Raw genomic sequence first — 24,270 nt, forward strand, 5'->3', positions numbered from 1 at the left:
TTGGGGAAAAGCTCCCGACTGTTCGGAGTTATTCGTGTTTGGGAAAATCCCTGAGAACCGCTAAAAATGCATCGCCGAAGCGTTCGAGCTTACTGTCTCCAACGCCGGAAACCGCTAATAGCTCGCTGTGTGTTTGTGGGTGGGCTTGTACCATGCCGCGCAGGGTCGCATCGTGGAAGACGACATAAGGCGGCACGCCGCGCTCTTCTGCCAACTGTTTGCGACAGTTGCGCAGGGCTTCCCAAAGCACTTGGTTTTCTGGGCTGAGATCATCCAGACTGCGACTGTCACGGCTCTGCGAGCGCGCTGCTTTCGGGGGAAGCTTGCGCAGGTTGAGAGTCTCTTCCCGGCGCAGCAGCGGGCGACAAATTTCAGTGAGCCTCAGCCCCTGGAATTCTCCCTCGACCTCCAGGTAGCCGCGAACAATCAGCTGCCGCACGACTGCCCGCCATTCGGCCGCGCTCAGGTCTTTGCCGATGCCATGAGTGGAGAGCTGGTCGTGCTCGAATTTGCGGACTTTCTCGTTCTCGGAGCCGCGCAGTACATCGATCACGTGGCTGGCGCCAAAGCGCTGTCCGGTGCGATAGACACAGGAGAGTAGTTTTACCGCTGCCTCACTGGCATCCCAGGTGGCAGGTGGCTCCAGGCAGGTATCACAGTTGCCGCAGGGGTTGTCCAGTGGTTCCGCAAAATAGTCCAGCAGGGCCTGGCGGCGGCAGCTGGTGATTTCACACAGCCCGAGCATGGCATTCAGGCGGCTGCGTTCCTGGCGCTTGTGCTCTTCGCTGCCCTCTGAGGACTCCACCATCTGGCCGATCTTTACCACATCCTCGAGACCGTAGAGGAGTAAAGCAACTGAGGCCCCACCATCGCGGCCCGCACGGCCCGTTTCCTGATAGTAGGCTTCGATGCTTTTGGGTAGGTCCAGGTGAACAACGAAACGCACATCCGGCTTATCAATCCCCATGCCAAATGCAATTGTGGCGACAACAATGACACCCTCTTCACGCAGGAAGCGGCGCTGGTGCTCGGCGCGGGTCTCGGCGGGTAGCCCGGCGTGATAGGGCAGGGCAGTGAAGCCCTGCTGGCTCAACCACTCCGCAGTGTTCTCCACTTTGGCTCGGGACAGACAGTAAATAACCCCGGCGTTGCCCTGATGTCCATTCTGTAAGAATTGCAGCAGTTGGCGGCGCTGGTTGTCCTTGGGCTCAATGCGGTACTGGATATTGGGGCGGTCGAAGCTGCTGACAAAGTGGCGGGCCTCTTCCAAGTCCAAGCGGCGAGCAATTTCTGCACGGGTGCGCTTGTCTGCTGTCGCTGTCAGGGCAATACGGGGTACCCGGGGGAATTGCTCGTGCAGGCAGTTGAGTTGCAGATAGTCGGCGCGAAAGTCATGCCCCCATTGGGAAACACAGTGGGCTTCATCAATGGCAAACAGCGACAGTTCTACCCGTTGCAGTAATGACAGGGTTCGTGGCTGTAGCAACCGCTCAGGGGCTAGATAGAGGAGATCCAGCTCACCGTGTAATAGCTGGCTTTCGATTGCCTGGATTTCGTCATAGGCCACTGATGAATTCAAGTAAGCGGCGCGGATGCCGGCTTCCTGAAGAGCTTCTACCTGGTCCTGCATCAGGGCAATCAGGGGGGAGATTACAACTCCACACCCGGGGCGCGCCAGGGCGGGAATCTGGTAGCACAGGGATTTACCACCGCCGGTGGGCATTAATACCAGGGCATCATTGCCGGCTACCAGTGTGTCGATAACTGCTTTTTGAGGATCGCGGAAATCGGTATAGCCAAAAACGTGTTCGAGAATATGTTGTGGGGAATTCATGGGCGGGGAGTATACCTTGTGGCTCGATCGCGCGTGGTATGTTTATTGATGAGTATGCCGCTGAAATTGAATGAAATTGACGGCTTTACGCCTGTGACATATTTCGCGGGTTATAATCCTACGCCATCACAGCGGCAAGCTAAGGATAGGGCTATGCGCACATTGATTTTGTCAACTGTGTTGTCGTTGACGGTTCCTGCCGGACTTCTGGGGTGCGCCTCCACCTCCCCACATAATCTGGTTCAATCTGTTGTTGCTGACACTCACCTGGGGTGGCAAACAGCACCGGAAAACCAACTGGCATTTTCCCTGGCGACCGCATCGGGTGTTGCCCAGGTCGAGCTACAGCCTTTGCCGGAAGAGTTCACAGTGGTCACTCTTGAGTTACCCGGCATGCAAAAAGTTGAAAATATTCAGTGGGAAAATGAAGAAGGGAAATTCACCACGCTGTATGACGGCGAGGCGAGTTTGGAAGGCGTCAGCCTACAGAGCCGGGGGCACGGCTATCGCTTGCAGTTGCAGTTGTCTGCGATGGACTATCTCCGGGATGGGGGGGTGCTGACCGTTACGGATCAGCGTTAGAAACTCTACTGGTACGCTCAAAGCCCAGTCCAGCAGGGCGAATCAAATAGAGCTGTTTCCAGTACTTTCCAGTTACCCAGAGCCCATTTTTGGCTTTGTCCCAGGCGATCCCATTGGCCACGGTGTCAGGATGATTTCTGCCGGCCGGATTGAGAGCGCTGAGATCGATAATGCCGCGCACCTGGCCACTCTCTGGATCGATGGCAATAATCTGTTTTTCTTGCCATATATTTGCCCAAATCAGGCCCTGGGCAAATTCCAATTCATTGAGTCTGGACCAATTTTTACCTCCGCCTTGAACTTTGAGGTGTCGCACTACCTCAAAAGTATCGGGATCACGGAAAACCAGTTCGCCACTGCCATTACTCATAATCAGCTGCTGGCCATTACTGGTGAGGCCCCAGCCTTCGCCTCGATAGTACATGACCTTCAAATGTTGGAGCTTGTCTGCGTGGTAGACATGGACCTCTCCCGCCTTGTAGGTCAGCAGGTAAAGTTTATCGTTGAGAACTGTGAGCCCTTCGGCGAAAAGATTCCTAGCAAGCCATTTGCGTCTTACTGGATTGGCCCCAGGGTCGGTATACTCGGCGAGCCAGGAGCGGCGGTAGCGACCACTGCTCTCCCACCAGCGTTGACCATCAAAGAAAAGCCCCTGGGTGAAATGGTCCCCTCCACGCTGGCGCTCTTCCAGGATGGAAAAAGGGATTGTTTGGAGTTGTGTCTCTGCAGCTGCACTTTGCGGCCACGGGGCGTAAAGCAATAACAGCATCCAGCTGTTCAAGAGAAGTCGGTTCATCAATAGCCTATGACCAGAATTAAAACTTTTATCACTTTGACGCTGCTGGGTGGACTTGCAGTGGTGCTGCCTATAGCTATCTTTGTCCTGCTGTTTCAGTGGCTGTTCGGTCAAGTTAGTGATCTTGTAGCTCCCGCTGTGGTGTGGCTTGAGGCGCATACAGAATTTAAGAATACCCTTGCCAGGCTCGTGGTGATAGCCCTGATCCTTGGTGGTTGTTTCGCGATTGGTTTGTTGGTGAAAACCAGTGTTGGCAGCTGGTTACACCGCCATGTGGATCACTGGTTGGGACGCCTGGCGCCGGGTTACAGTACCATCAAAGATGTGGTGATCCAGTTTATTGGTGGCGGTGGTGAAGGTGTGCTGGCGGGGCCGGTAGCCAAGGTCCGCATTCACGGCATTGATAATCCGCTCACTGTCACCGCAATTGTCACTTCTCAACATCCCAATGGAGATATGACTGTCTATGTACCTACAGCGCCGGTACCCACCTCCGGGTTTGTGTTTCACGTGCCGGCAGAGTGCGTAGAAATGCTGCCCGGCGTGAGTGTTGAGGCGGCGATGAAGACGATCGTCGCCTGTGGTTCCGGCAGTGCCAACTTGCTGTCTTCAGAGAAGAAGGAGACTGGAGCCTCCTCTACTTGATATCCCGGTTTCTACCCAGATCGCGAATGGCAAAGCGAGCCGGGTGCAGTGCTTTGGCCAGGGTTGCGCTGACCGGAAGGGGCTCGTTGAGCATCCAGGCAGTCAGTACCTCGGCTGTTAGTGGTGCGTAGGTAAAGCCACGGGAACCCAAGCCTCCCATTACATAGAGGCCTTGCTGGTAGTCAGCCCGCTCGGGAACGTACTGCTTGCGATTCTTGCGCAGTGCGACATAGGTATCGCTGATAGAGTCCCAGTTGGGTAAGGGGCCGGCTAAGGGTAGGTAGTCGGGGGTCGCTGCGCGCAAAGCCGCTCGGCCAGTGAGAGACTGTTGTGAGAACTCATCTGCTATTTGCGGCAGTAGCTCTGCCAGGGTTTGTAGATTCTCGCTGTGCTCGCTAACTCGTAGGTCAGTAGCGGTCTCCTTAAGCTTAAAGGTGGCACCAAAGCTCTGACGCCCTTGATAGGCAGGAGTGATATAACCCTCACCGCACAAAGCCATTTGTAACTGCGAAGAATTTTCAGTGGCCGTTGCTCTGGACACCTGCCCGCGAATTGGCTTCAGGGGGAGGGCCGCCGCAGGGGCAAATTGGCGAATATCATTGGCACCGCACAGAACTACCGCATTAAATTGAAAGTCACTGCGGTCTGTTTTTACTGACCAACCGCTCGATTCTCGTTCTAATTCTTTTACCAAGCTGTTGCTGTGCAGGGTGATATTTGGATGCTGCAATAAAGTGGCGCAGACTTTGCGCGGTTCAATCCACCCGGCGTGAGGAAAGTGCAGTCCACCCACGGGTAGGTCGACGCCGGCCAGGGAGCTGGCCGCTCGAGCATCGACAGGTTCAGCCAATAGCTGCCCATCGCTCTCCGCCAGTGTGGCGGCAACCTGACTCTGTAATTGCTGTTCCCGCTCAGTTTGCGCCAATTGAAGCAGACCGCTGAAGTGGCTCACTTTAGAGCAGCGGCTGCGGTAGTAGCGCTGGGCAAACATCAAAGCGTGGAGATTGAAGTCTCCGTTGGGGCCGGGCTTGGGAGATAACTTGGCGTATAGAATTCCCTGGTCATTCCCAGAGCCGCCAGAGCCGGGTTCCTCACCCTGTTCAAATACCTGAACATCGATGCCGCGCTCTGCCAGTGCCCGGGCAATAGTGGCACTGGCTATTCCCGCGCCGACAATAGCGACGGTTTTAGGAGGCTTGCTTTCCTGGTGAGGCAGGTGCCACGGAGTTTCTCTGGTTTCGCTCACTTGCGGGCTCTCCAGAGTGCCACACAGCATCTCTCTTTTGTGCCCGAAGCCGGGAACCTTGCGCAGGGAAAAACCGGCATCACGGAGTCCGTGCTTAACCAGCCCGGCACAGGTAAAGGTGGCGAAAGTGGCGCTGGGACTGCTCAGAGCGGCCATGTTGTTAAACAGCTCTGGTGTCCACATATCCGGGTTCTTGGCTGGGGCAAAACCGTCCAGGAACCAAGCGTCTACCTGGTGATCGCTGTCCCTTTGCAGGAGCAAGCTGTTCAGGGCCTCACTTGCCTCCCCGATAATCAGGGTCAGGCTGACTGGGCCAAAGTGCAGCCGGTGAATGCCGGCGGCCAGCAGGGGAGGGTAGCTATCAATCAAAGGCTGAGCGAACGGGGCCAGTTGTGGCCAGAGATCCAGTGCCCTGCGCAGGTCGTTGGGACGCAGCGGGAACTTCTCGACCGAAATAAAGTGCAAGCGAGCACTTTCCGGGGCCGTTTTCTGCCAAAGCTCTGCGGCGGCGAGAAAGTTCAGGCCGGTGCCGAAGCCTGTCTCGGCGATGGTAAAGGTGCCGCTCTCCGCGAGCTGTTGCCAGCGTTCAGCCAGGGCATTTTGCTGCAGGAAAACGTAGCGGGTTTCCTCCAGGCCGGAGGCGCTGGAAAAATAGATATCGTCGTAGGCGCGAGACAGCGGCTGGCCATCTTCACGCCATTCAATTTCTGCGTACTTCTTGTCCGGTTCGCTCACAATAAGACTTCCGTCAGCCCTCATCCTGCAAACCAAACTCGCGCATTACCTGGTCGCACCAGCGCTGGATACGCTCCTCGCTCAGATCGAATTCGTTCTCCTCATCCAGGGCCAGCCCGACAAACTGGCTGCCATCGGCGGTTAGCCCCTTGGACTCTTCAAACTCGTAACCTTCTGCGGACCAATAGCCCACTGCACGGGCACCGCAGGCGAGGAGCTGCGAATGCAAATAGCCCAAGGCGTCCTGGAACCACTGGGGGTAGCCTTCCTGATCACCCAGACCAAACAGCGCGATCTTTTTCTCGTGCAGGTCCAGCGCGGCCAAGTCGTCCCAGATATTTTCCCAGTCCTCTTGCAGTTCGCCGTAGTCCCAGGTGGGAATGCCGAACAAAAGGAAGTCGTAGTCTTCGGCGAGGCTAATATCCGCCTCTGCGATATTGTGGATATCAATCCATTGAGGACCGATACACTGGCGGATCTTCTCCGCAGCCATTTCGGTATAGCAAGTGCTGGAACCGTAAAAGAGTCCGATTGGGGCTTGGGAACTTTGCATAACAGGTGAACTTCTTACTGCTGGGACACGGCGCCACTAAAATCCAATTGTCGCCAAGCCTCGTAGATAACAATGGCGGCGGCATTGGACAGGTTGATACTACGGCTCTCGGCACGCATGGGGATACGCAAAGTGTTTTCGGCCCCTACTGCTTGCAGGAACTCTGCGGGTAGCCCCCGGGTCTCCGGGCCAAACACAATGGCGTCATCCGCCTGGAACTCGATCGCGGTATGGCTTTTGCTTCCCTTGGTGGAGAGCGCCAGCACCCTGGCGGGTTGTTCGCTATCGATAAAGGTCTGCCAGTCCTTGTGGCGCACCACGCGACTGTACTCGCTGTAGTCGAGGCCGGCGCGACGCAGGCGTTTGTCATCCATATCGAAACCTAAGGGCTCGATAAGGTGCAGCTCTGCCCCGGTATTGGCACAAAGTCGAATAATATTGCCGGTATTTGGCGCTATTTCAGGTTGGTATAGAACAATCTTGAACATGAGGTGGCGTTTGCGCTGGAGAGACTTCTAGCTAGACCGGACAGCAGTGCCCGGCCCTGTACGGCTGCGGATTATTCCACAATTAGATGGGGGTGGCGATCTCCTCGCAATCGATCTCGACTCCGAGTTCATTGGCAATCTGGTCCAGATCGTCACGCAGGCCGTCGAGATCTATGTCTTCGGCCACACTGATAGTGCACTCGGCATTAAACAGGGGCTCACCGCTCCAGGGGGTGCTGCCGTAAGTGGTTTCCAGATGCTCCATATTGATATGGTGGGCGGTAAGGGCGCGCGAGATCTCGCGGACTATGCCGGGACGGTCGTTGCCAACCAGTTTCAGCGTCAGCGTCTGCTGGGGTTTGGCGGATACTGCAATGGCATCTTCAATGACCAGGTTGTAGCCTGCGTTTGCCAAGGCTGACAACGCCTCTTTAAGTGTCTCGCTTTTATCTGCGGGCACCGCCACCCGCAGGATTCCGGCAAACTTCCCAGCGAAGTGGGCCATATGGCTGTCTTCCCAGTTGCCGCCGTTATCTGCGATAACTGCTGAAAGCTTTTCCACGACACCGGGCTTGTCATCAGAGATCATGGAGATAACGAGATGCTGTTGCATATAGGGTTCCTTTGCTTCACGAGAGACGTTGAGCTGACATTGTAATAGGATCTCGTCGAATAACTCTATCGGCCAATCTCAAAAGCGTTATTTTGAAACCAATATCCAAGTACTTTAACGAGGGACTGTTGATGAACGTGATTGCTGACTTATGTGTGATCCCTATCGGCGTTGGTGTTTCCGTCAGTAAATACGTTGCTGAGTGCGAGCGGGTGCTGGAAGAGGCGGGGCTTTCCTATCGCCTGCACGCATACGGTACCAATATCGAGGGGGACTGGGATAAGGTGATGGCGGCAGTTAAAGAGTGCCACGAGCGGGTGCATCAAATGGGCGCCGACCGAATCAGTTCCAGTCTGAAATTGGGAACTCGTATTGACCGCGAGCAATCTATGCAGGATAAGATCGACAGTGTGCAAATGAAGTTGGACCAACGATAACAACACAGGAAAAACTATGACGAGCAATTTTAAGAAATCCCTGGTGGCCCTGGCCGGTGCCCTGGCTTTGGCGGGCACAACCCAGGCTGCAGATTTCTCTGCTGCCATTAAGGGGGATCATCGCAACAAGGATTATGTCGCCCGCGATCAGTACCGCAACCCAGCGGAGACCCTGGAGTTTATGGGGATCGAGCCGGATATGACGGTAGTGGAAATTACCCCGGGCGGCGGTTGGTATACCGAAATTCTCGGGCCCTACCTGAGCAAGAAGGGGACCTTATATGCGGCGCACTTCCCTGAGAATAGTGAGTCCGACTACTTCAAGCGCTCCCTGAAGAACTTCAAAGCGAAGCTGGCTGCTAACGATAAGGCTTACAAGAAAGTAATTGTGACTGAGTTTGCCCCGCAAACCGGTCGCGAGATTGCTCCGGCAGGCAGTGCCGATGCCGTAGTAACTTTCCGCAACGTGCACAACTGGATGTATCGCGATTATGCCGATGAAGCTTTTGCCAGCTTTTTTGCCGCGCTGAAGCCCGGTGGTGTGCTGGGGATCGTTGAGCACCGTGCCAAGCCAGGTACCAGCCTGGAAGATATGGTGAAAAGTGGTTATGTCACCCAGGAGTATGTTATTGACCTGGCTAAAAAAGCGGGCTTTGAGTTCGAAGAGGCCAGCGAAGTAAATGCGAACCCCAAAGACACTGCTGACCACCCCAAAGGCGTATGGACCTTACCACCGGTAATGCGCTTGGGTGAAGAGGACCGTGAAAAGTATCTCGCTATCGGCGAGAGCGATCGTATGACCCTGCGCTTCCGCAAACCCAAGTCCTGATCGTTTTACAATATTCTGGGGGTGGCTATGGCTGCTCCCAGCCTACCTGAATTAGTCGCTGTATGATTATTCCCTTCGAACAACTAGATGCCGATACCCTGCAAAGTCTGCTGGAAGAGTACGCCACTCGCGAGGGCACCGAATACGGTGAGCGTGAAGTGGAACTGGTGGACAAAGTTGCCAGCCTGCGTCGCCAGCTGCAATCCGGCCAAGTGGTGATCTGGTTTGAGCCCGGTGAAGAAACTGTAAACTTGGTCCTGGCCGAGGACCTGCCCCCCGATGTCTGAATGGTTAATCGATAGCCCGAGTGAGCCCCGTGCGCGCTTTCTATTTGCCCATGGCGCCGGGGCACCGATGGACAGTGCGTTTATGCAGTTCCTGGCGCAGGGGTTGTGTGAGCAGGGCGTGGAAGTTGTCCGTTTTGAGTTTCCCTATATGGCGCAGCGGCGCACCGGGGGAAGTAAGCGGCCACCCAATACCATGCCCCAGCTGCAAGAGTCTTTCCGCGAGCAAATCGTCCAGTTAGGCCCCGAGTTGCCCCTGTTTATCGGTGGTAAGTCCATGGGCGGGCGCGTGGCGAGTCTATTGGCGGATGAATACTGGGGGCAGAAGGCGATTGCCGGTGCCGTATGCCTGGGATATCCGTTTCACCCCCAGGGCAAGCCGGAAAAGCTGCGTACCGAGCACTTGGTGGATATTCGCTGCCAGACCTTGGTGATACAGGGAGATCGCGACCCATTAGGCAGCCGGGCTGAGGTAGAAGGCTACGGTTTGGCGAACACCATTGAGGTCGAGTGGCTGGAAGATGGCGATCACGACTTTAAACCCCGTCGCGCCAGCGGTTTTAACCAGCTTCAGCATTGGCAATCCGCAGTAGAGTTGGCTGCCCAGTTTATGCTGCGATCTCCAGGACAGTAATGCGCTCTTCCCGCACCATCAGTGGGTTGAGTAGATTCATCTGTGCGCGGCGCTCCTGGCTGGTATACCAGTGTTGCCAATGGAGTTCAGATTGCCATTTGGAGAGTGTAAAGCGCCGCAAGGGATTGCCCTTCTCGATATAGGTCTGCCCCTCGATAAAGCCTACGGTGCGGTAGGCGCAAGTGAGGATTTTGCGGGCGGCCTCTTCATAGCTGCCCTGCATTTCTGCCGCAATTTCCCGTTCTATCAACACGTAGATCATTGTCAGCCCGAATTGCGTTAGCCCTATGAGGATTTTAGTGCGGGCGCAGGGGAATTACCGCGCGGCCCTCATGCCTCTGGAGATGACGACGGCGGCAAAATTGCGCACAATGATACCTATGAAGTCAGATCACACCTTAGATGCCCGTGGCCTCCTGTGCCCGGAACCCGTCATGATGCTGCATTCAGCGGTGCGCAATGTCGCCGATGGTGAAGTGTTGAAAATGGTTGCTACCGACCCCTCCACTCAGCGGGATGTGCCCAAGTTCTGCCAATTTCTTGGATATGAGCTGGTACAGCACGCAGAGGAAAATGACGAATTTGTCTACTGGATTAAAAAAGCGGAATAGCGGGTCGCGGTTGCTCCAGCCCCCATGCCATTGGCGGGGGCTGGCACACTCCTGAATATTAAGACCCAACAGTCCCTAGGGAGCTGTCACCAGGGCAGCGATAGCGGCCAGGGCTTCGGGGTCCTCGGATTTAATTTTGTTGGCGATATGGTGTTGGAAAAAGTACCGGAATCCCTCGCTCTCCTGCGCGGGGTACAGGCAGTGATCCCCCGGTAAAACCGGAGTGGTTTCAACGATATCGTGGTCTATTAGCATGCCGTGAATCTCCCCGTCGGCGTGCAACCTCCAGCTGACGACCTCAATCAGTGTCAGGTTCTCGCGCTGTTCATCCATAAACACAGCGTGGGTGCCGATGGTGTCGGGGATCTCCTGGAGTACTTCCTCAGCTTTATTGCTCTCGTATTCAAAGTATTCCGCCGCAGTCTCCAGCTCGACGATCTTGTGAATGGGGGGCTGATGAAAGATTTCCTCAATGCCGGGGTCATAGTAGCCCTCAAAGCGTCCGTCGAGAGGGTCCTTGATGTCGGGACAGGCCACTATGGTGTTTAACCAGGGAACGAGGCCTACGACCTCGCCATTTGCTTTGAGACCCCAGCATAAAACTTTCAGGCTATATAGATCTGTGCCGCTGGAGTTGTTGGAGTAGAGCATTTCCAAGCCGTCTAGCTCCGGCGATAGGCGAATAAAGCGCCTGTCCGCAGAAGTTTCGATGGGCTCGCCGGTGAAGAGGTCAACCACATTGTTGATGCTGTGGTCTGTCATGGAACACCTCCTTGCAGGGCCGGTTGTATACCGTCTCCACGTCAGATGAAGGTGCGACAGCGAAATGCCCTACCTCTGAAGGAAGACTGGGGCAGGAGGGTGTTTGATTGCTTTAATTCCCTCCTCGGGGAGACGCTAGAAGGACACGCCCTCTGCGGCATCCCTGTTCCTAAAGGTATATGTTGATTTGCCGAAATACAACCAGCGCCTTTTGCGCCCCGCAAGCGCCTGCGCTTTGATCGGGGCGCAGGCGTTGATATAGTCCCCGCCTTTGAGGTATCCCGGAGAACGCCTTGCCTGTTGCAACCGCAGAAATGGCTTCTGTTCCTACGAAACTGCCAATGGCTGATCGTATCGTCAGAGTCTTCGATCACTGTTTTTCAGACCCAAATGGGCTCAATACCCGACTTCGCGGGGGCTTTTGCGAGCCCTATTACCGGCCCAGGGGGGAAGGTCAACCCTACCACCAGGTAGAGTTCACCCTGGACTATGCCGCCAGCGCTTTGCATGAAGTCGCGCACTGGTGTGTCGCCGGAGAGGCCCGGCGGCAGTTGCCAGATTACGGTTACTGGTATGCGCCGGATGGTCGCAGTGCCGACCAGCAGGCTGAGTTCGAGCAGGTAGAGGTCAAGCCACAGGCCCTTGAATGGATCTTTGCACGGGCTTGCGGACTCAAGTTCCGCGTGAGCGCCGACAATCTGGAGAATGGATTGGGCGCCAGCGACCCGTTTAAAAAGGCCATCTGGCAGCAAGTTCTGGACTATTGTGATACCCGGCCCAACCCTCGGGCCTGTGCATTCGCCGAAGCCCTGATGAAGGAATTCGGTTGTCCCAATCCTTTTGACCGGGGCAGCTACCAATTGGCGGATCTCTCTTGAATAGTTATCTCATAGACGCATCGGTATATATTTTTCGCTACTACTTTGCGCTGCCGCCCAACTGGGAGAGTCGCAGTGGCTACTCCACTGAAGCCGTTTACGGCTTTACTAACTTCCTGTTGGATATGTTGGCGCGACAACCGGGCTATATTGCCTGCGCCTTCGACGAATCATTGGGAAGCTGTTTTCGCAATGAGATTTACCCGGACTATAAGTGCAGTCGCGCACTGCCAGATGAAGCCCTGGCTTTCCAGCTGGCGGCGTGCCGGGAAATGGCTGAGGTACTGGGTATTGCCAGCTTTTCCAGTGAGCGCTACGAGGCCGATGACATACTGGCCACGTTAACCCGGAAGCTGCACCGGCATAACCCAGTGGTCGTGAGCCGGGACAAGGATCTGGGGCAGCTGCTGGCTCGGGGCGCTGTATCCCTGTGGGATTTTGCCAACGACCGGCACCTGGATGGCGAGGGCGTGCGGGAAAAGTTCGGTGTGCGCCCGGAACAGATTCCCGACTATCTGGCCCTGGTGGGAGACACCAGCGATGATATTCCCGGGATACCCGGCGTTGGCCCAAAGACAGCGGCACGCCTGTTAGAGACATTCGACACTATAGAAATGTTGCTGGAGCAGCTCGATACCCTTGCCACAATGCCCATTCGCGGAGCCAAGGGATTGGTGGCCCGGATAGAGGAATACGAAGAGCAGCTGCACCTCGCCAAGCGCCTGACCAGTCTTGAGGAGCGGGTTCCCCTGGATATAAAGCTGGCAGATTTGTGCCCACAGCCGGTGGATGTCTATCTGGCCCGAGCCCTGGCGGAGGAATTTGGTATCGGCGGCCTGAGCAAGAAGATTGAACGCACCTTAGCGGGTGTTGATGGAGAACTTACATGACGGATAGCGCTGCACAGAGTGCGGGGTTAAAAATTGTCGCCGATGAGAATATTCCTGCGTTGGAGGAGTATTTCGGTGATCTGGGAACGCTGGAGCGCTACCACGGCCGCACCTTGAGCCGAGAACAATTAATTGATGCGGATATTTTGTTGGTGCGCTCGGTCACCCAGGTTGATCAAAGTCTGCTAGAGGGGACTCGGGTGCGCTTTGTTGGCAGCTGCACCATAGGCACTGATCACCTGGATACCCAGTGGTTGGAACGCAATGAGATCTTCTGGAGCGCCGCGCCTGGCTGCAATGCCAACTCCGTGGTGGAGTATGTTTTCTGCACCCTGGCCGCACTGGAAATTGACTGGCATGGGCGCAGCTTCGGCATAGTGGGCTGCGGCAATGTTGGCGGGCTTTTGCAGCAGCGCTTGCATGCCCTCGGGGTTTCCTGCGCAGTTTACGATCCTTGGCTACCGGAAAACCCGGATGCGAGTGAGCTGGCAAAGGTGCTGAGCCAGGATATTGTTTGCCTTCACGCACCGCTGGTTAAGGGCGGCACCTACCCCAGTTTCCATATGATTGGAGCAGAGCAGTTGCGCCAGCTTCGCGATGGCAGCGTCTTGATTAGCGCCGGCCGGGGTGGGGTGGTTGACAACCGGGCACTGCTGGCGGAAATCCAGCGGGGCAAGCGTTTTACTTCCGTATTGGACGTATGGGAGAACGAACCGGATATCGATACTGAATTATTGCAGCATGTTGACCTGGGGACACCGCATATTGCCGGTTACAGCCTGGATGGAAAGCTGGCCGGCACCCGTATGATTCGCGAGGCCTTGTGCCGGGAATTGGGTATTGCACCTCTGTCTGCGGAATGTCAGCCGGCTGTTACATCTAAAGCGATCACGGGAGACTCAGCAGCAGAATTACTGTTGCAGATGTACAACCCCCGCGCGGACGATCGCCGCCTGCGCGCGGCTGCAGCAGGTGATGTGCCGATGGAGAAGGCTTTTGATTTGCTGCGTAAAGAGTACCCCGAGCGCCTGGAGTTCAGTCACTACAAAACTTCAGCCCAGACTTTGGGTGACGAAGAGAAGCGGCAACTGGAAGTGTTGGGGTTGGCGTGCAGTTAAGTAAACAAGTAAAAAAGCTTGGTTTAATAATTAACCCCTGGGCTGGCATTGGCGGCCCGGCAGGTCTCAAGGGGAGCGATGGTGCCGAAACCGTGCAACGCGCGCTGGACGCAGGTATCGAACCCCAGGCAAATCAGCGTGCGGCGCTGGCCCTTGAGGAGTTAAAACCCTATAAGGATGAGCTGGAAATCCTGTGCTTTGCCGGCGATATGGGGGCCAGTACAGCTCGTAAACTCGGTTTTTCTGTCTGTGAAGTGGGCGTGGCTGAGTGCTCGCCATCCTCACCGGAAGATACAGAGCGTGCAGCAGCCACAATCCGCAACAATGGTGCAGACCTCATTGTTTTTATTGGCGGTGACGGCACTGCGAGAAATATCGTCAATGCCCTGGGAGATAATTTCCCGGTACTGGGTATTCCCGCCGGAGTGAAAATGCATTCCGCCTGTTTTGCGATTTCCCCTAAAGCGGGTGGTGAGGTTTTGCGCCGTCTGATGGCGGGGCAGCTGGTGGACCTCGCTGAGCGTGAAGTGCGGGATATTGATGAGCAATCATTCCGCAGTGGGCGGGTAACCACGCGTTACTACGGCGAATTGCTGGTGCCCCAGGAAGGTCAGTTTTTACAGGCGGTAAAAAATGCCGGCCGCGAAGTGGAAGAGCTGGCAGTTGCGGATATCGCCGCAGAGATTACCGAAGACCTGGACCCGCAAACCCTGTATGTCGTTGGCCCAGGCTCTACTACATTGGCAATCCTCAGCGAGTTGGGCTGTGAGGGGACACTGTTGGGGGTGGATTTATTACTGGATGGCCAGTTGTTGCAGCTGGATGTCAGTGCGCCGCAAATTGAACAGGCCATCGCCGATCACAGCGGGCCGGTAAAAATCATTCTCACCGCCATTGGTGGCCAGGGTCATTTAATTGGCCGGGGTAACCAACAATTGTCAGCCAATGTACTGCGGCGCGTTGGGCGCGATAATTTAATCGTGGTTGCGACTAAAACAAAAATTACGGAATTGCATGGGCGCCCGCTATTAATCGATAGCGGTAACCCCAAGCTTGATAAACGGTGGAGTGGTTTTATTCGAGTGGTTACCGGCTACCGGGATGCCATTCTTTATCCACTGAGTAACGGGGATATTGAATAAGCGATGAGTGCAGATTGGCAGTTACTGCTGGAGCAGGTAGAAAATAAACTAGGACAAAATGTTGGCGACAGCCGCCGTTTTTTTCACGGCAGGGGTCGCAGCTATGAGGGCTTGGAGCAGGTCTGCGTCGACAGCTTTTTCCCCGCTTTGTTAGTGACTTTTTTTGAAGAATATGAAAGTGAAGTAGAGCTGTGTGAAAAGCTCTGGCAAATGGCCGAGGCGCGAGGTTATCAGGGGGTCGCTGCGCAGCGACGCTATCTCCCTGGGGCACCTTTACAGTGGCACTTCGGAGAGCCGGTAACAGACCCTGTCGCGCAGCGTGGAGCCCTTAAATTCCCCCTCACATTTGATCGACAAAATGTTGGTTTCTTCCTGGATATTGAGCCGGGCAGGGCCTGGCTTGAAGAGCAGGTACGTGCAAGGGCTGGGCAGGCGTCAGCAAAAATGCTCAATCTTTTCGCTTTCACCTGTGCCTTTTCTGCGGTCGCGCGAGCGGCAGGTGATATCGATATTGTAAATGTGGATGTCAATCGCGGTGTTTTAAATCGCGGACGGGAAAATCACGAGGTTAATGGGCTGTCGCTCAAAGGGGTTCAGTTCCTGCAATTCGATGCACTGCGTCAATTCAAGCGCTTCGACCGTCGCGGCCCCTTTGACCTGGGCATTGTCGATCCGCCGACGCGACAAAAAGGTCGCTTCGATGTCAGTCAGAATTATGAAAAGTTGCTGAGGCAGCTGCCCGCTTGTCTCGCCGCTGAGGCGGATCTGCTGATGGTGATCAACTCGCCCCGGCACAGCGAAGCCCAGTTTAGAGAGTTAATCCTCGGATCTGACAGCGGTTATGAAGTTGTAGCGCGCTTGGAGCAGAACCCGGATTTCCCTGATCGGGACCCGGATGCTGCCTTAAAAATGCTGCACGTTAAATATCGTCGCCAATCCCAGTAATGGCGATTGCCAATGCCGCGCCTTAAGGAGCCCCTTACAGCGATGCAAACTCCCGCATCAAGCGCTCCATCAGCGCCTGCAACTGGCCTGATGATCCCTCGCGCACAGCGCTGTTGAGCAACTGGGCGTTGCTCTGTCCGGACTCAGCTTCGGCATTAATCATTAGCAGGAAACCCTTGTGGGTTAATACCGCATCCTCCATCGCCTCCTGGCGCACCAGCTGGGAAAAGTTGATATAGCCGCTCTGCTTTAGCCAGGTCATGGACCCCAGGCAGGCTAAATAGCGTGGGGAGTGCAGCCCGTACTCATCCGGTGAGTCGGGGCCGGAAATATCTTCCACGTAAACGGTTGCCGGTACCGGGAATTGATTAAACATTGCCAGCAGTACCCTGCCGGCATCCCGGTAAAAATCGTGAATATGTAAATCGTCCAGCATCAGCAGGAATATCGCTCCAAAAAGTCGCCCAAGCGTTCCATCGCATGCGATAAGTCGTCGGCACGGGGCAGGAAGACAATGCGCAAGTGGTCCGGTGCATCCCAGTGGAAGGCACTGCCTTGAGCCAGTAGTATTTTTTCCTGGCGCAGGAAATCCAGCACCAGCTGCTCGTCATTTTCGATCTTATGATGATCCAGATGCAGCTTGGGAAACAAGTAGATAGCACCACTAGGTTTGACACAGCTCACACCGGGAATGTCATTGAGCATGCGGTGGGCCATATCTCGCTGTTGGCGCAGGCGCCCGCCGGGCAGGACCAAATCGTTAATACTCTGGTAGCCACCGAGAGCGGTTTGTACTGCGAACATGGCGGGTACATTGCCGCACAGGCGCATAGAGGCGAGTATTTCCATCCCCTGGATAAAGCCCTTGGCCCTGTGTTTGGTGCCGCTGATAACCATCCAGCCAGAGCGGAAGCCGGCCAGGCGGTAGGACTTGGAAAGGCCATTAAAACTCAGGCAGAGCACGTCCGGGGCCAGTTTGGCCATCGGGGTAAATTCCGCATCGTCGTAGAGAATCTTGCTATAAATCTCATCGGCGAAGATCACCAGGTTGTGACTGCGGGCAACCTCGACAATATCCTCCAGTAGTTCCCGGGGATAAACGGCGCCAGTGGGGTTATTGGGATTGATAACCACTATGCCGCGGGTTTTTGAAGTGATTTTTGTTTTGATATCCTCAATATCAGGCAGCCATCCGGACTCCTCATCGCAGCGATAGAGAACCGGCTTGGCACCGGTGAGGTTGGTGGCGGCCATCCACAGGGGGTAGTTGGGCATTGGCAACAGCATTTCGTCGCCATTGTTGAGAAGGGCCTGGGTGCTCATGGAGATCAGTTCGGAGACGCCGTTGCCCAGGTAAATATCGTTAATCTCGACGCCTGGGATACCCAGGGTCTGGCACTCTTGCATAATGGCCTTACGCGCAGCGAAGAGCCCTTTGGACTCGACGTAGCCCTGTGCCTCAGAGAGATTGTGAATGACGTCTTGGATAATCTCGTCGGGGGCGTTAAAACCGAAGGGGGCAGGGTTGCCAATATTCAGCTTGAGGATGCGGTGGCCTTCCTCTTCCATGCGCTGGGCCTGCTCCATCACGGGGCCGCGAATTTCGTAGCAGACGCCGTGCAGTTTTTCTGATTTATTGATGTCCTTCATGGTGACCTGGAAGCTCTATTGCAGAGCAGGAGCGGCCCAGGGCCGCGAGTTCAGTGCGCGAAAACCGGGTAATGTCCACCAGCGGTAGGTACCACTCCTGCGGGAAACCGGGAACCGATACATATAGACATTGCCACAAAGTGACGCCTGACCGGAAACCCCAATTGATTACGGAAACACTAGAGTATGTCAAAACAGATGGATGAGAACTACTGGCGGGATAAGCTTACAGATGAGGAGTTTGAGGTCTGCCGGGAAGGTGGGACAGAGGCGCCGTTTAGCGGCGAATATTGGGATGTTTTTGACGATGGCGTCTATCGTTGTCGTTGCTGTGGCGAGGTTTTATTCGGCTCGCAGTCAAAATTTGAGAGCGGGTGTGGCTGGCCCAGCTTTGATGCAGAGCATTATGAAGGGGCGGTGAAGGAGCTGCCTGACAGCAGCTACGGTATGCAGCGTGTAGAGATTCGCTGCAGTAAGTGCGATGCCCATCTCGGTCATGTGTTCGACGATGGTCCCACCGATACGGGACTTCGCTACTGTGTGAACTCTCTATCGGTGAAGCTGGACCAGGGCAGTGATGAAACGGAGGATGACACTGAGTGACGGAATCACACTGGAGTAATTGGCTATTGCGGGTGCAGTGGATTCTGTTACTGCTGATTGTCCTTGCGGCTGCCGCTTTGCGTTACGGGTTGCTGCACTTCTCTGTGGTTTTCAAAATATTTGTGTTTTCTGGCGGTGCAGCCTTGGCAATTGCGCTACTGAGCCTGTTTGTTTTTGTCTGGGGAGTGAGCAAGAGCAAGCCGTTGGTGCGCAGCAATGCTCTGTGGGCGGCGTTGCTCGGACTGCTGCCGGTGGCAATACCTCTGGTAACCGTAGGCAAGGGCAACTTCGATGTGCCAAGAATTCACGACATCAGTACCGATACCCGCAATCCCCCCCAGTATCAAGAGGTATTGAAGTTGCGCCAGAAAGGCGACAACAGTGCCGAATACGGTGGAGAGAAGGTGGCCGAATTGCAGCGGGAGGCAGATATATATGCCGATATAATGCCGTTGCACGTGGACTTCCCGATAGCTCGTACCACTGAGATCGCTGCTGAAGTGGCCGAAGACCTGGGCTGGAAAGTGGTTTCCTATGAGCCTCAGCGGGGCCACCTGGAGGCTGTAGCGAAAACACCGATCCTCGGTTTTACGGACGATATCGTTGTACGGGTCAGCGCTGACGTGGGTGGTGGCTCCAAAGTCGATGTGCGTTCCAGCTCCCGAGTCGGGGTCAGTGACTTAGGTACCAATGCGAAGCGTATCCGCCAATTTCTGGAAGAGTTGCACCTGCACGCGCTGGTGCTCGAGGGAACTGGCACAGAGCGGTACTAGAATGCACTCCAGAAATGGCTGGGTTTTGTAAGTGTCTGACAACAAAAGAAAAAAAATCAAAAAGAGTGTTGACAGGTTTAGCGGTGATCCATAGAATGCGCCCCACTTCTGACGCAGGGCTACACTCAAAGGTGGAGCGAAACGACAGAAGGTTTCTGGGTCCCCATCGTCTAGAGGCCTAGGACACCGCCCTTTCACGGCGGTAACAGGGGTTCGACTCCCCTTGGGGATGCCACGCGGGAATAGCTCAGTTGGTAGAGCGCAACCTTGCCAAGGTTGAGGTCGCCGGTTCGAACCCGGTTTCCCGCTCCAGATTTCCGCTTTGCGAGATGATCTCTAGTCAACTCGGAAAGCACGCCACCGAGAAATCAGTGGCATCGCCATGGACAGCATGGCAGCACCGGATCGAAAGGTCGAAGTGCAAGTTTCTGTCCCCATCGTCTAGAGGCCTAGGACACCGCCCTTTCACGGCGGTAACAGGGGTTCGACTCCCCTTGGGGATGCCAATACGACCCGGTAGCAATGCTACCGGGTCAATTGCGGGAATAGCTCAGTTGGTAGAGCGCAACCTTGCCAAGGTTGAGGTCGCCGGTTCGAACCCGGTTTCCCGCTCCAATTTTCTGCTTTGCGAGATGATCTCTAGTCAACTCGGAGAGCACGCCACCGAGAAATCAGTGGCATTGCCATGGACAGCATGGCAGCACCGGATCGAAAGGTCGAAGTGCAAGTTTCTGTCCCCATCGTCTAGAGGCCTAGGACACCGCCCTTTCACGGCGGTAACAGGGGTTCGACTCCCCTTGGGGATGCCAATACGACCCGGTAGCAATGCTACCGGGTCAATTGCGGGAATAGCTCAGTTGGTAGAGCGCAACCTTGCCAAGGTTGAGGTCGCCGGTTCGAACCCGGTTTCCCGCTCCAATTCTTGATCTACAGTCGTCGATTGACGATTGTTAGTCATTTTAAAAAGGGGCTTTTGCCCCTTTTTTCATTTCAGTCCAAACCATCAACTTTGAGCCTTTTTGAAGCTAAAGCCAGGGCCGGGCGTTCCGGATTGGTGTTGCGGGGGCAGCGGATAGCGGGAAACTTGAGTTTTCACTAAGGGACACGTTGATGGTGCTTCCTGATCTTATTTTCTGTTTGGGTAAGGTCATCAAAAAAGCCTGCATTCTTTAATCTTTCCGAGGTGGATGGCCTTGGCATGAAGGGGTGCCTTGAAACCACTGTTGTGAACTGTATTCAGGGGCAGTATGTGGTGTGAGTACTGAGTGGGGGCGTATTACTCCCCCATTATCCAACGATAATTGCACCCAGTTACGGGTGGGCTCAATAGCCTTCAGTTGGAGCAGCTAGCCATCAGTAGGGCGATATCCAATCTGAATGAACTCGACTAAACGATGCGGAATGATTGACTCAATAGCTTTCATGGGGGGGGCAGAGGTGGCTGCATCCTTAACTGAACTGCCAGGCGTAGGCAGAGTTTGCCGCGCCCCCACCCCATCGGGGGATTGGAGGAGAGTTAGCAACCGCGGGCACCGCAAATAAATGACGTTGATTTAGAGGCTTAGAGTAGGCCAGCTTTATCGTGTATTGGTACATTGTTTCAGCTTACATATATCTGCGAGTCGCTTTGGATTCTAGTGTTTAGTTAAGCGTTATTTTTATGCTAATGTTGCCGCCGTTTTGTTTTGCGCATAAATCAACGTTGACAAGGATGTCGCAGTGCCCGAATACCACTATCAGGCCCTCGGGGGAGACGGAAAGCCGTTTACCGGCGTCATTGTTGCATCCACCGATCAGCAGGCTCGAGCGAATCTTGAGCAAGCTAGTGTCTTCGTAATCAAGATTAAGCCCACTCGCAAGGTAACCCTTCGGCGTAACCGGGTGACCGAAGCCGACCTGAAAGACTTGGCTGAAGAGTTGATCGCGTTGCTAAGGGCAGGGATCCAGCTTATGCCCGCTCTTGCCATTCTCTGTGAGGAAGAGCAGGGGAAAGAGCTGAACCGTCATTTGCGTGAAGTTGCTGCAAATGTCGAAAAAGGCTCTTCACTTTACGAGGCCTGTGGAAGATATCCTGAGATCTTCTCTTCTGATTTTGTACGGGCAGTAAAATCTGGGGAGCGACAGTCCAACCTTGTCGATGCTCTCGACGCCTACCGGGAGCTGGTTGCCAAGCGCCTCCAGGTCAGGAGGTCTATAGGCCAGGCCTTGGCATACCCAATTTTTCTGTTAAGTACTGTAGCTGTTGCCATTCTGGTGTTGTTCGTTTTTGTGGTGCCGAAGTTCGAACAGATGCTGGCGGGATTTAATTCAGAGTTGCCAGGGCTGACGCGGGCCGTGATTGCGATTTCCGAGAGCTTACCGCTATTTATTGCGGCCTTGGTAGCAGGTTTTGTTGCCTCTGCTGTTGCCCTCAAGAAACTGGACAACTCTGGGCGTGTGAAAAATGCGCTTGCAAAGTTGTCGCTAGCTATTCCTGTCTACGGCGGCATCCGCCGTTATTCCACCTTGATCAGCTTTTACGGAATGTTGGAGTCATCCATTCGTTCTGGTATGCCAGTTGCTGTGGCTCTGCGGGAGGTGGCGGGCTCCTTTCAGGGGGGGCATATCGGCCCCTCCCTTCAAACCATCTGCAACGAAGTGAACAATGGCGCAGGGCTAGGTGAGGCAATGGCTACCACGGGCTTTTTTGTCGGGCGGGATTTGAAGCTCGTGGAAATTGGGGAGAGATCTGGCAACTTGGCCGGTGTTTTCGAAGGCCTTTCTATTCGTTACAAGGAAAAACTGGACAATATCATTGCGCAGTTCGCATCTCTGATAGAGCCCATGATCATGCTGGTGATAGGGCTGCTTGTTGGCACGGTAGTGATCGCCATGTATATGCCGGTATTTATGATGGCGGAGGTGATCTGAAGTGACCGAGCCGCTAAGCCTGGAAGATATCGATATTGCGTTGGTAGAGGGGGCCACAGACACCCGTTGGTGGGTAGAGCGGAAGTGTTTACCGCTTACTAAAAGCGGCAATCTGCGATATTTGGCTGGCTACGCCGACTACGATCCTTTGGTCCACCAGGAAGCGGAGGACCGGCTGCAGAATCGGGTATTTTTCCGTCGCTGCTCTGAAGAGAGCTTTATGTCCGTGCTCGAGCATCTGAAACGCGCCGGCACGCAGCTCAGGACCGCCACCAATGACGCAGCCCTCAAGCTGGTGGTTGAAAATTCCGAGGGGGAAGTACTACAGGATATCGACGCCATCGGCGGGCTTGATGATGCACCGGTGGTCAAGCTGCTCAACACACTGATTGTGACATCTCTGGCGCGAGAGGTCTCAGATATTCATATCGAAACCTACGAGGCGGGCGTCGAGGTCAAGTACCGTATCCACGGTCAGCTTTATCCCGCTACAGATCCCCTTGAGGCAAATATTGGCCCCCGTCTGGTTTCGCGAATCAAGGTGATTTCCGACTTGAATATCTCCGAGCGGCGTGTGCCCCAGGATGGCAGTTTCAAGCTGGTTTACCAGGGCCGCAAGATCGACTTCCGGGTTTCTGTTATTCCCGCTGCCTACGGCGAAAATGCTGTGATCCGTGTTCTGGATAACAAAAAGAACCTCCAGTCCCTCAAGCACCATGGTCTTGAGGATATTGGCCTGGAAGGAGCATCGCTGCACATCATCCGCAAGGCCGTCCACGCCCCTTATGGGATGGTACTGGTCTCTGGGCCTACCGGCAGCGGTAAGAGTACTACTTTGCATGCGGCGATCTGTGAGATCAACACCGGCCACGACAAAATCGTCACCATTGAGGACCCTGTCGAGTACCAGATTCCAGGGGTTATGCAGATTCCTGTTAATGAAGACAAGGGCCTGACTTTTTCCGTGGGCCTGCGTTCGCTTCTGCGGCATGACCCTGACAAGATCCTGGTGGGCGAAATCCGAGATCAAGAGACAGCCAAGATAGCGCTCCAGCTTGCCCTGACCGGGCACTTGGTTATGAGTACCGTGCATGCTAACGACGCTCGGGATGTACTGTTTAGACTCGAAAATATCGGCTTGGACCGAAACGCCCTATTTACAGCGGTCAAGTGCATCGTCTCCCAGCGGCTGATTCGCCTGTTATGCGAACACTGCAAGATCCAGGCGCCTGGTGTGGCTACCGAGTGGGCTGAATACACGGCGGTAGGCTGCGCGCAGTGTGCAGCTACGGGATATTCCGGGCGGACCATTATCTGCGAGGTTATTGAGATCACTGACGAGTTACGTGTGCAATTGAGTGCGAGCCCCAACAGTAGGGAAGTGCTTGCCGCTAGTGTTAGCACGGACAATAGCCTTAGGGCCGTTGCAGTCCGTTTGCTTCGCGCCGGTCTGACCTCAAGGAGCGAAATTGACCGTGTTACCTTACCTTAAACGGAAGCTGCTCGAATCCTACCAGCGGCGGAACGGTAGGGCGTCAATATTCCTTGAGGATGGGCGTGTTGAGTTGTGGCTTTCCCGCTGGGCCGATGGAGCTTGGTCGACAACCCGCGTTGAACAGGAAATGGAGCCGGGTTTACAAAGTGCGGTGTCCAGCACGCCGATTTTTTTAAAGCGTGCGTTGGCGGAACAGGGTATGGCAACTCCCTACCTATCATTGTACCTCCCTGACCACCTTGTAGATTATCGCCAGTGGGCTATCAGTGACGCATTTGCCGGGCGCAAGCGCCGCGAATATGGGATATGGAAAGCTGGTCAGACATTTTCCGGGGGTGACGGTGATTGGACGGCACACTTATTTAACACTGAGTCTTCTGTTCAATATTTTCGCCATCACAACAGCATTTCCGAGCTGATAAGACAATTGGAGGAGCAGGCGTTGGTTGCTGGGGTGTACCCAGCATTGCATGCGTTTGCGCTGGCAACGATATCAACGGCTCCGGTCTGTTTACTGTGCCTGGGGTTTGGGCGTTGGTGGTCCCATATTGCTGTGGTGGAAGGACAGTTGGTATTCCAGCGATCTCATTTTGAACCCGATATGGAGAGTGTGTTCGCCGATGGCGAGCTGCCGGCGCACTTGACGGAGTTTGCTGGTCTGGTCAGACACTTTGGGAGAAATCTTGCAGAAGGTGTGCGGCCGATGATCAAGGTTAGTGACGGGTTTATCGAAGCGGTGCCGGGCCTTCTTGGCCAAGACTGTGTCACGGCCTCTGTAAAAGAAGAGACTGTATACAAGCAATTGCACGGTATTTAG

Annotated in this window: 27 protein-coding genes and 6 tRNA genes; 23 read left to right on the forward strand and 10 right to left on the reverse strand. The window is 54.9% G+C overall.

What is annotated here, in order from left to right:
- Positions 1 to 28 precede the first annotated feature (28 nt).
- Positions 29 to 1,834, reverse strand: a complete 1,806-nt coding sequence (recQ, locus tag ACG1BZ_RS07395) for a DNA helicase RecQ (protein ID WP_413665051.1) — start codon at positions 1,832 to 1,834, stop codon at positions 29 to 31.
- A 153-nt stretch (positions 1,835 to 1,987) separates the two neighbouring features.
- Between recQ and ACG1BZ_RS07400 the strand changes: the two genes are divergently transcribed.
- Positions 1,988 to 2,416, forward strand: coding sequence for a hypothetical protein (locus ACG1BZ_RS07400; protein ID WP_157953964.1), 429 nt, complete (start codon positions 1,988 to 1,990; stop codon positions 2,414 to 2,416).
- On the opposite strand, the gene ACG1BZ_RS07405 is transcribed toward ACG1BZ_RS07400, so the two are convergent.
- Positions 2,400 to 3,212 (reverse strand): glutaminyl-peptide cyclotransferase, encoded by an 813-nt coding sequence (locus tag ACG1BZ_RS07405; RefSeq protein WP_413665052.1) that lies wholly within the window; start codon positions 3,210 to 3,212, stop codon positions 2,400 to 2,402. The genes ACG1BZ_RS07400 and ACG1BZ_RS07405 overlap by 17 nt on opposite strands.
- Positions 3,213 to 3,221: 9 nt before the next feature.
- On the opposite strand from ACG1BZ_RS07405, the gene ACG1BZ_RS07410 reads away from it, so the two are divergent.
- Complete coding sequence (locus ACG1BZ_RS07410) at positions 3,222 to 3,857, forward strand: DUF502 domain-containing protein (RefSeq protein WP_413665053.1); 636 nt, start codon at positions 3,222 to 3,224, stop codon at positions 3,855 to 3,857.
- On the opposite strand, the gene mnmC is transcribed toward ACG1BZ_RS07410, so the two are convergent.
- The 4 genes from mnmC to ACG1BZ_RS07430 all read right to left on the reverse strand — a co-directional run bounded on the left by mnmC (position 3,850) and on the right by ACG1BZ_RS07430 (position 7,492).
- Complete coding sequence (gene mnmC / locus ACG1BZ_RS07415) at positions 3,850 to 5,838, reverse strand: bifunctional tRNA (5-methylaminomethyl-2-thiouridine)(34)-methyltransferase MnmD/FAD-dependent 5-carboxymethylaminomethyl-2-thiouridine(34) oxidoreductase MnmC (protein WP_413665054.1); 1,989 nt, start codon at positions 5,836 to 5,838, stop codon at positions 3,850 to 3,852. The genes ACG1BZ_RS07410 and mnmC overlap by 8 nt on opposite strands.
- Positions 5,839 to 5,851: 13 nt before the next feature.
- Positions 5,852 to 6,391, reverse strand: a complete 540-nt coding sequence (gene fldB / locus ACG1BZ_RS07420) for a flavodoxin FldB (RefSeq protein WP_413665055.1) — start codon at positions 6,389 to 6,391, stop codon at positions 5,852 to 5,854.
- A gap of 14 nt (positions 6,392 to 6,405) precedes the next feature.
- Positions 6,406 to 6,879, reverse strand: coding sequence for a tRNA (uridine(34)/cytosine(34)/5-carboxymethylaminomethyluridine(34)-2'-O)-methyltransferase TrmL (gene trmL, locus ACG1BZ_RS07425; protein WP_108732553.1), 474 nt, complete (start codon positions 6,877 to 6,879; stop codon positions 6,406 to 6,408).
- 82 nt (positions 6,880 to 6,961) lie between these two features.
- Positions 6,962 to 7,492 carry a glycine cleavage system protein R gene (locus tag ACG1BZ_RS07430; RefSeq protein WP_282933559.1) on the reverse strand — a complete coding sequence of 177 codons (531 nt, stop codon included), beginning with the start codon at positions 7,490 to 7,492 and terminating at the stop codon, positions 6,962 to 6,964.
- 92 nt (positions 7,493 to 7,584) lie between these two features.
- Here ACG1BZ_RS07430 and ACG1BZ_RS07435 point away from each other — a divergent pair, with 92 nt between their 5' ends.
- From ACG1BZ_RS07435 to ACG1BZ_RS07450, 4 genes are all read left to right on the forward strand, one after another.
- Positions 7,585 to 7,929 (forward strand): MTH1187 family thiamine-binding protein, encoded by a 345-nt coding sequence (locus ACG1BZ_RS07435; protein ID WP_413665056.1) that lies wholly within the window; start codon positions 7,585 to 7,587, stop codon positions 7,927 to 7,929.
- Positions 7,930 to 7,945: 16 nt separating this feature from the next.
- On the forward strand, positions 7,946 to 8,758 hold the full coding sequence (locus tag ACG1BZ_RS07440) for a class I SAM-dependent methyltransferase (protein ID WP_413665057.1): 813 nt from the start codon (positions 7,946 to 7,948) through the stop codon (positions 8,756 to 8,758).
- A gap of 62 nt (positions 8,759 to 8,820) precedes the next feature.
- The gene (locus tag ACG1BZ_RS07445) at positions 8,821 to 9,045 is read left to right on the forward strand and encodes a YheU family protein (RefSeq protein ID WP_108732557.1); all 225 of its coding nucleotides are present in this window, start codon (positions 8,821 to 8,823) and stop codon (positions 9,043 to 9,045) included.
- The gene (locus tag ACG1BZ_RS07450; RefSeq protein ID WP_413665058.1) at positions 9,038 to 9,676 is read left to right on the forward strand and encodes an alpha/beta family hydrolase; all 639 of its coding nucleotides are present in this window, start codon (positions 9,038 to 9,040) and stop codon (positions 9,674 to 9,676) included. Before ACG1BZ_RS07445 ends, ACG1BZ_RS07450 begins: the two co-directional genes overlap by 8 nt.
- On the opposite strand, the gene ACG1BZ_RS07455 is transcribed toward ACG1BZ_RS07450, so the two are convergent.
- The gene (locus tag ACG1BZ_RS07455) at positions 9,651 to 9,938 is read right to left on the reverse strand and encodes an antibiotic biosynthesis monooxygenase family protein (protein ID WP_413665059.1); all 288 of its coding nucleotides are present in this window, start codon (positions 9,936 to 9,938) and stop codon (positions 9,651 to 9,653) included. The two genes, ACG1BZ_RS07450 and ACG1BZ_RS07455, sit on opposite strands and share 26 nt — an antisense overlap.
- A gap of 118 nt (positions 9,939 to 10,056) precedes the next feature.
- Here ACG1BZ_RS07455 and tusA point away from each other — a divergent pair, with 118 nt between their 5' ends.
- Positions 10,057 to 10,287 carry a sulfurtransferase TusA gene (gene tusA / locus ACG1BZ_RS07460; protein WP_282933554.1) on the forward strand — a complete coding sequence of 77 codons (231 nt, stop codon included), beginning with the start codon at positions 10,057 to 10,059 and terminating at the stop codon, positions 10,285 to 10,287.
- 75 nt (positions 10,288 to 10,362) lie between these two features.
- On the opposite strand, the gene ACG1BZ_RS07465 is transcribed toward tusA, so the two are convergent.
- Positions 10,363 to 11,049, reverse strand: a complete 687-nt coding sequence (locus tag ACG1BZ_RS07465) for a hypothetical protein (protein ID WP_108732560.1) — start codon at positions 11,047 to 11,049, stop codon at positions 10,363 to 10,365.
- A gap of 293 nt (positions 11,050 to 11,342) precedes the next feature.
- Here ACG1BZ_RS07465 and ACG1BZ_RS07470 point away from each other — a divergent pair, with 293 nt between their 5' ends.
- From ACG1BZ_RS07470 to ACG1BZ_RS07490, 5 genes are read left to right on the forward strand one after another with little or no spacing between them, the layout of a single operon-like run.
- Entirely contained in the window at positions 11,343 to 11,927 is a 585-nt protein-coding gene (locus ACG1BZ_RS07470; protein WP_413665060.1) for an elongation factor P hydroxylase, read from the forward strand.
- Positions 11,924 to 12,817 (forward strand): 5'-3' exonuclease, encoded by an 894-nt coding sequence (locus ACG1BZ_RS07475; protein WP_413665061.1) that lies wholly within the window; start codon positions 11,924 to 11,926, stop codon positions 12,815 to 12,817. Before ACG1BZ_RS07470 ends, ACG1BZ_RS07475 begins: the two co-directional genes overlap by 4 nt.
- A complete protein-coding gene (locus ACG1BZ_RS07480; protein ID WP_413665062.1) occupies positions 12,814 to 13,935 on the forward strand; it encodes a 4-phosphoerythronate dehydrogenase in 1,122 nt (373 codons plus the stop codon). Before ACG1BZ_RS07475 ends, ACG1BZ_RS07480 begins: the two co-directional genes overlap by 4 nt.
- Positions 13,926 to 15,077 carry an ATP-NAD kinase family protein gene (locus ACG1BZ_RS07485; RefSeq protein ID WP_282933550.1) on the forward strand — a complete coding sequence of 384 codons (1,152 nt, stop codon included), beginning with the start codon at positions 13,926 to 13,928 and terminating at the stop codon, positions 15,075 to 15,077. The genes ACG1BZ_RS07480 and ACG1BZ_RS07485 overlap by 10 nt, the downstream gene beginning before the upstream one ends.
- Positions 15,078 to 15,080: 3 nt before the next feature.
- Complete coding sequence (locus ACG1BZ_RS07490; RefSeq protein ID WP_413665063.1) at positions 15,081 to 16,022, forward strand: class I SAM-dependent methyltransferase; 942 nt, start codon at positions 15,081 to 15,083, stop codon at positions 16,020 to 16,022.
- Between the two features lie 34 nt (positions 16,023 to 16,056).
- Here ACG1BZ_RS07490 and ACG1BZ_RS07495 read toward each other — a convergent pair whose 3' ends face one another.
- Positions 16,057 to 16,458 carry a hypothetical protein gene (locus tag ACG1BZ_RS07495; RefSeq protein WP_413665064.1) on the reverse strand — a complete coding sequence of 134 codons (402 nt, stop codon included), beginning with the start codon at positions 16,456 to 16,458 and terminating at the stop codon, positions 16,057 to 16,059.
- Positions 16,458 to 17,672, reverse strand: a complete 1,215-nt coding sequence (locus ACG1BZ_RS07500; RefSeq protein ID WP_413665065.1) for a pyridoxal phosphate-dependent aminotransferase — start codon at positions 17,670 to 17,672, stop codon at positions 16,458 to 16,460. The genes ACG1BZ_RS07495 and ACG1BZ_RS07500 overlap by 1 nt, the downstream gene beginning before the upstream one ends.
- A gap of 186 nt (positions 17,673 to 17,858) precedes the next feature.
- Between ACG1BZ_RS07500 and msrB the strand changes: the two genes are divergently transcribed.
- The 11 genes from msrB to ACG1BZ_RS07555 all read left to right on the forward strand — a co-directional run bounded on the left by msrB (position 17,859) and on the right by ACG1BZ_RS07555 (position 24,270).
- The gene (gene msrB, locus ACG1BZ_RS07505; RefSeq protein WP_413665066.1) at positions 17,859 to 18,275 is read left to right on the forward strand and encodes a peptide-methionine (R)-S-oxide reductase MsrB; all 417 of its coding nucleotides are present in this window, start codon (positions 17,859 to 17,861) and stop codon (positions 18,273 to 18,275) included.
- Positions 18,272 to 19,048, forward strand: coding sequence for a DUF1499 domain-containing protein (locus ACG1BZ_RS07510; protein ID WP_282933544.1), 777 nt, complete (start codon positions 18,272 to 18,274; stop codon positions 19,046 to 19,048). Before msrB ends, ACG1BZ_RS07510 begins: the two co-directional genes overlap by 4 nt.
- A 159-nt stretch (positions 19,049 to 19,207) precedes the next feature.
- A tRNA-Glu gene (locus ACG1BZ_RS07515) sits at positions 19,208 to 19,283 on the forward strand.
- A gap of 1 nt (position 19,284) precedes the next feature.
- A tRNA-Gly gene (locus tag ACG1BZ_RS07520) sits at positions 19,285 to 19,360 on the forward strand.
- 118 nt (positions 19,361 to 19,478) lie between these two features.
- Positions 19,479 to 19,554: transfer RNA gene (locus ACG1BZ_RS07525), tRNA-Glu, on the forward strand.
- 33 nt (positions 19,555 to 19,587) lie between these two features.
- Positions 19,588 to 19,663, forward strand: a tRNA-Gly gene (locus tag ACG1BZ_RS07530).
- A 118-nt stretch (positions 19,664 to 19,781) separates the two neighbouring features.
- Positions 19,782 to 19,857, forward strand: a tRNA-Glu gene (locus tag ACG1BZ_RS07535).
- A gap of 33 nt (positions 19,858 to 19,890) precedes the next feature.
- Positions 19,891 to 19,966: transfer RNA gene (locus ACG1BZ_RS07540), tRNA-Gly, on the forward strand.
- Between the two features lie 801 nt (positions 19,967 to 20,767).
- Entirely contained in the window at positions 20,768 to 21,958 is a 1,191-nt protein-coding gene (locus tag ACG1BZ_RS07545; protein WP_413665067.1) for a type II secretion system F family protein, read from the forward strand.
- 1 nt (position 21,959) lies between these two features.
- Positions 21,960 to 23,450, forward strand: a complete 1,491-nt coding sequence (locus ACG1BZ_RS07550; protein ID WP_413665068.1) for a GspE/PulE family protein — start codon at positions 21,960 to 21,962, stop codon at positions 23,448 to 23,450.
- Positions 23,428 to 24,270: a hypothetical protein gene (locus ACG1BZ_RS07555; RefSeq protein ID WP_413665069.1), complete on the forward strand. Its 843-nt coding sequence runs from the start codon at positions 23,428 to 23,430 to the stop codon at positions 24,268 to 24,270. The genes ACG1BZ_RS07550 and ACG1BZ_RS07555 overlap by 23 nt, the downstream gene beginning before the upstream one ends.

It is taken from the genome of Microbulbifer sp. CNSA002 (assembly GCF_047324085.1).
Taxonomy (GTDB): Bacteria; Pseudomonadota; Gammaproteobacteria; order Pseudomonadales; family Cellvibrionaceae; genus Microbulbifer.

Coding starts and splice junctions, on each gene's coding strand:
- ACG1BZ_RS07440 (WP_413665057.1), top strand. CDS start 7,946: ATGACGAGCAATTTTAAGAAATCCCTGGTGGCCCTGGCCGGTGCCCTG.
- fldB (WP_413665055.1), bottom strand. CDS start 6,391: ATGCAAAGTTCCCAAGCCCCAATCGGACTCTTTTACGGTTCCAGCACT.
- msrB (WP_413665066.1), top strand. CDS start 17,859: ATGTCAAAACAGATGGATGAGAACTACTGGCGGGATAAGCTTACAGAT.
- ACG1BZ_RS07465 (WP_108732560.1), bottom strand. CDS start 11,049: ATGACAGACCACAGCATCAACAATGTGGTTGACCTCTTCACCGGCGAG.
- trmL (WP_108732553.1), bottom strand. CDS start 6,879: ATGTTCAAGATTGTTCTATACCAACCTGAAATAGCGCCAAATACCGGC.
- ACG1BZ_RS07445 (WP_108732557.1), top strand. CDS start 8,821: ATGATTATTCCCTTCGAACAACTAGATGCCGATACCCTGCAAAGTCTG.
- ACG1BZ_RS07410 (WP_413665053.1), top strand. CDS start 3,222: ATGACCAGAATTAAAACTTTTATCACTTTGACGCTGCTGGGTGGACTT.
- recQ (WP_413665051.1), bottom strand. CDS start 1,834: ATGAATTCCCCACAACATATTCTCGAACACGTTTTTGGCTATACCGAT.
- tusA (WP_282933554.1), top strand. CDS start 10,057: ATGAAGTCAGATCACACCTTAGATGCCCGTGGCCTCCTGTGCCCGGAA.
- ACG1BZ_RS07490 (WP_413665063.1), top strand. CDS start 15,081: ATGAGTGCAGATTGGCAGTTACTGCTGGAGCAGGTAGAAAATAAACTA.
- ACG1BZ_RS07500 (WP_413665065.1), bottom strand. CDS start 17,672: ATGAAGGACATCAATAAATCAGAAAAACTGCACGGCGTCTGCTACGAA.
- ACG1BZ_RS07430 (WP_282933559.1), bottom strand. CDS start 7,492: ATGCAACAGCATCTCGTTATCTCCATGATCTCTGATGACAAGCCCGGT.
- ACG1BZ_RS07495 (WP_413665064.1), bottom strand. CDS start 16,458: ATGCTGGACGATTTACATATTCACGATTTTTACCGGGATGCCGGCAGG.
- ACG1BZ_RS07405 (WP_413665052.1), bottom strand. CDS start 3,212: ATGAACCGACTTCTCTTGAACAGCTGGATGCTGTTATTGCTTTACGCC.
- ACG1BZ_RS07455 (WP_413665059.1), bottom strand. CDS start 9,938: ATGATCTACGTGTTGATAGAACGGGAAATTGCGGCAGAAATGCAGGGC.
- ACG1BZ_RS07450 (WP_413665058.1), top strand. CDS start 9,038: ATGTCTGAATGGTTAATCGATAGCCCGAGTGAGCCCCGTGCGCGCTTT.
- ACG1BZ_RS07400 (WP_157953964.1), top strand. CDS start 1,988: ATGCGCACATTGATTTTGTCAACTGTGTTGTCGTTGACGGTTCCTGCC.
- ACG1BZ_RS07480 (WP_413665062.1), top strand. CDS start 12,814: ATGACGGATAGCGCTGCACAGAGTGCGGGGTTAAAAATTGTCGCCGAT.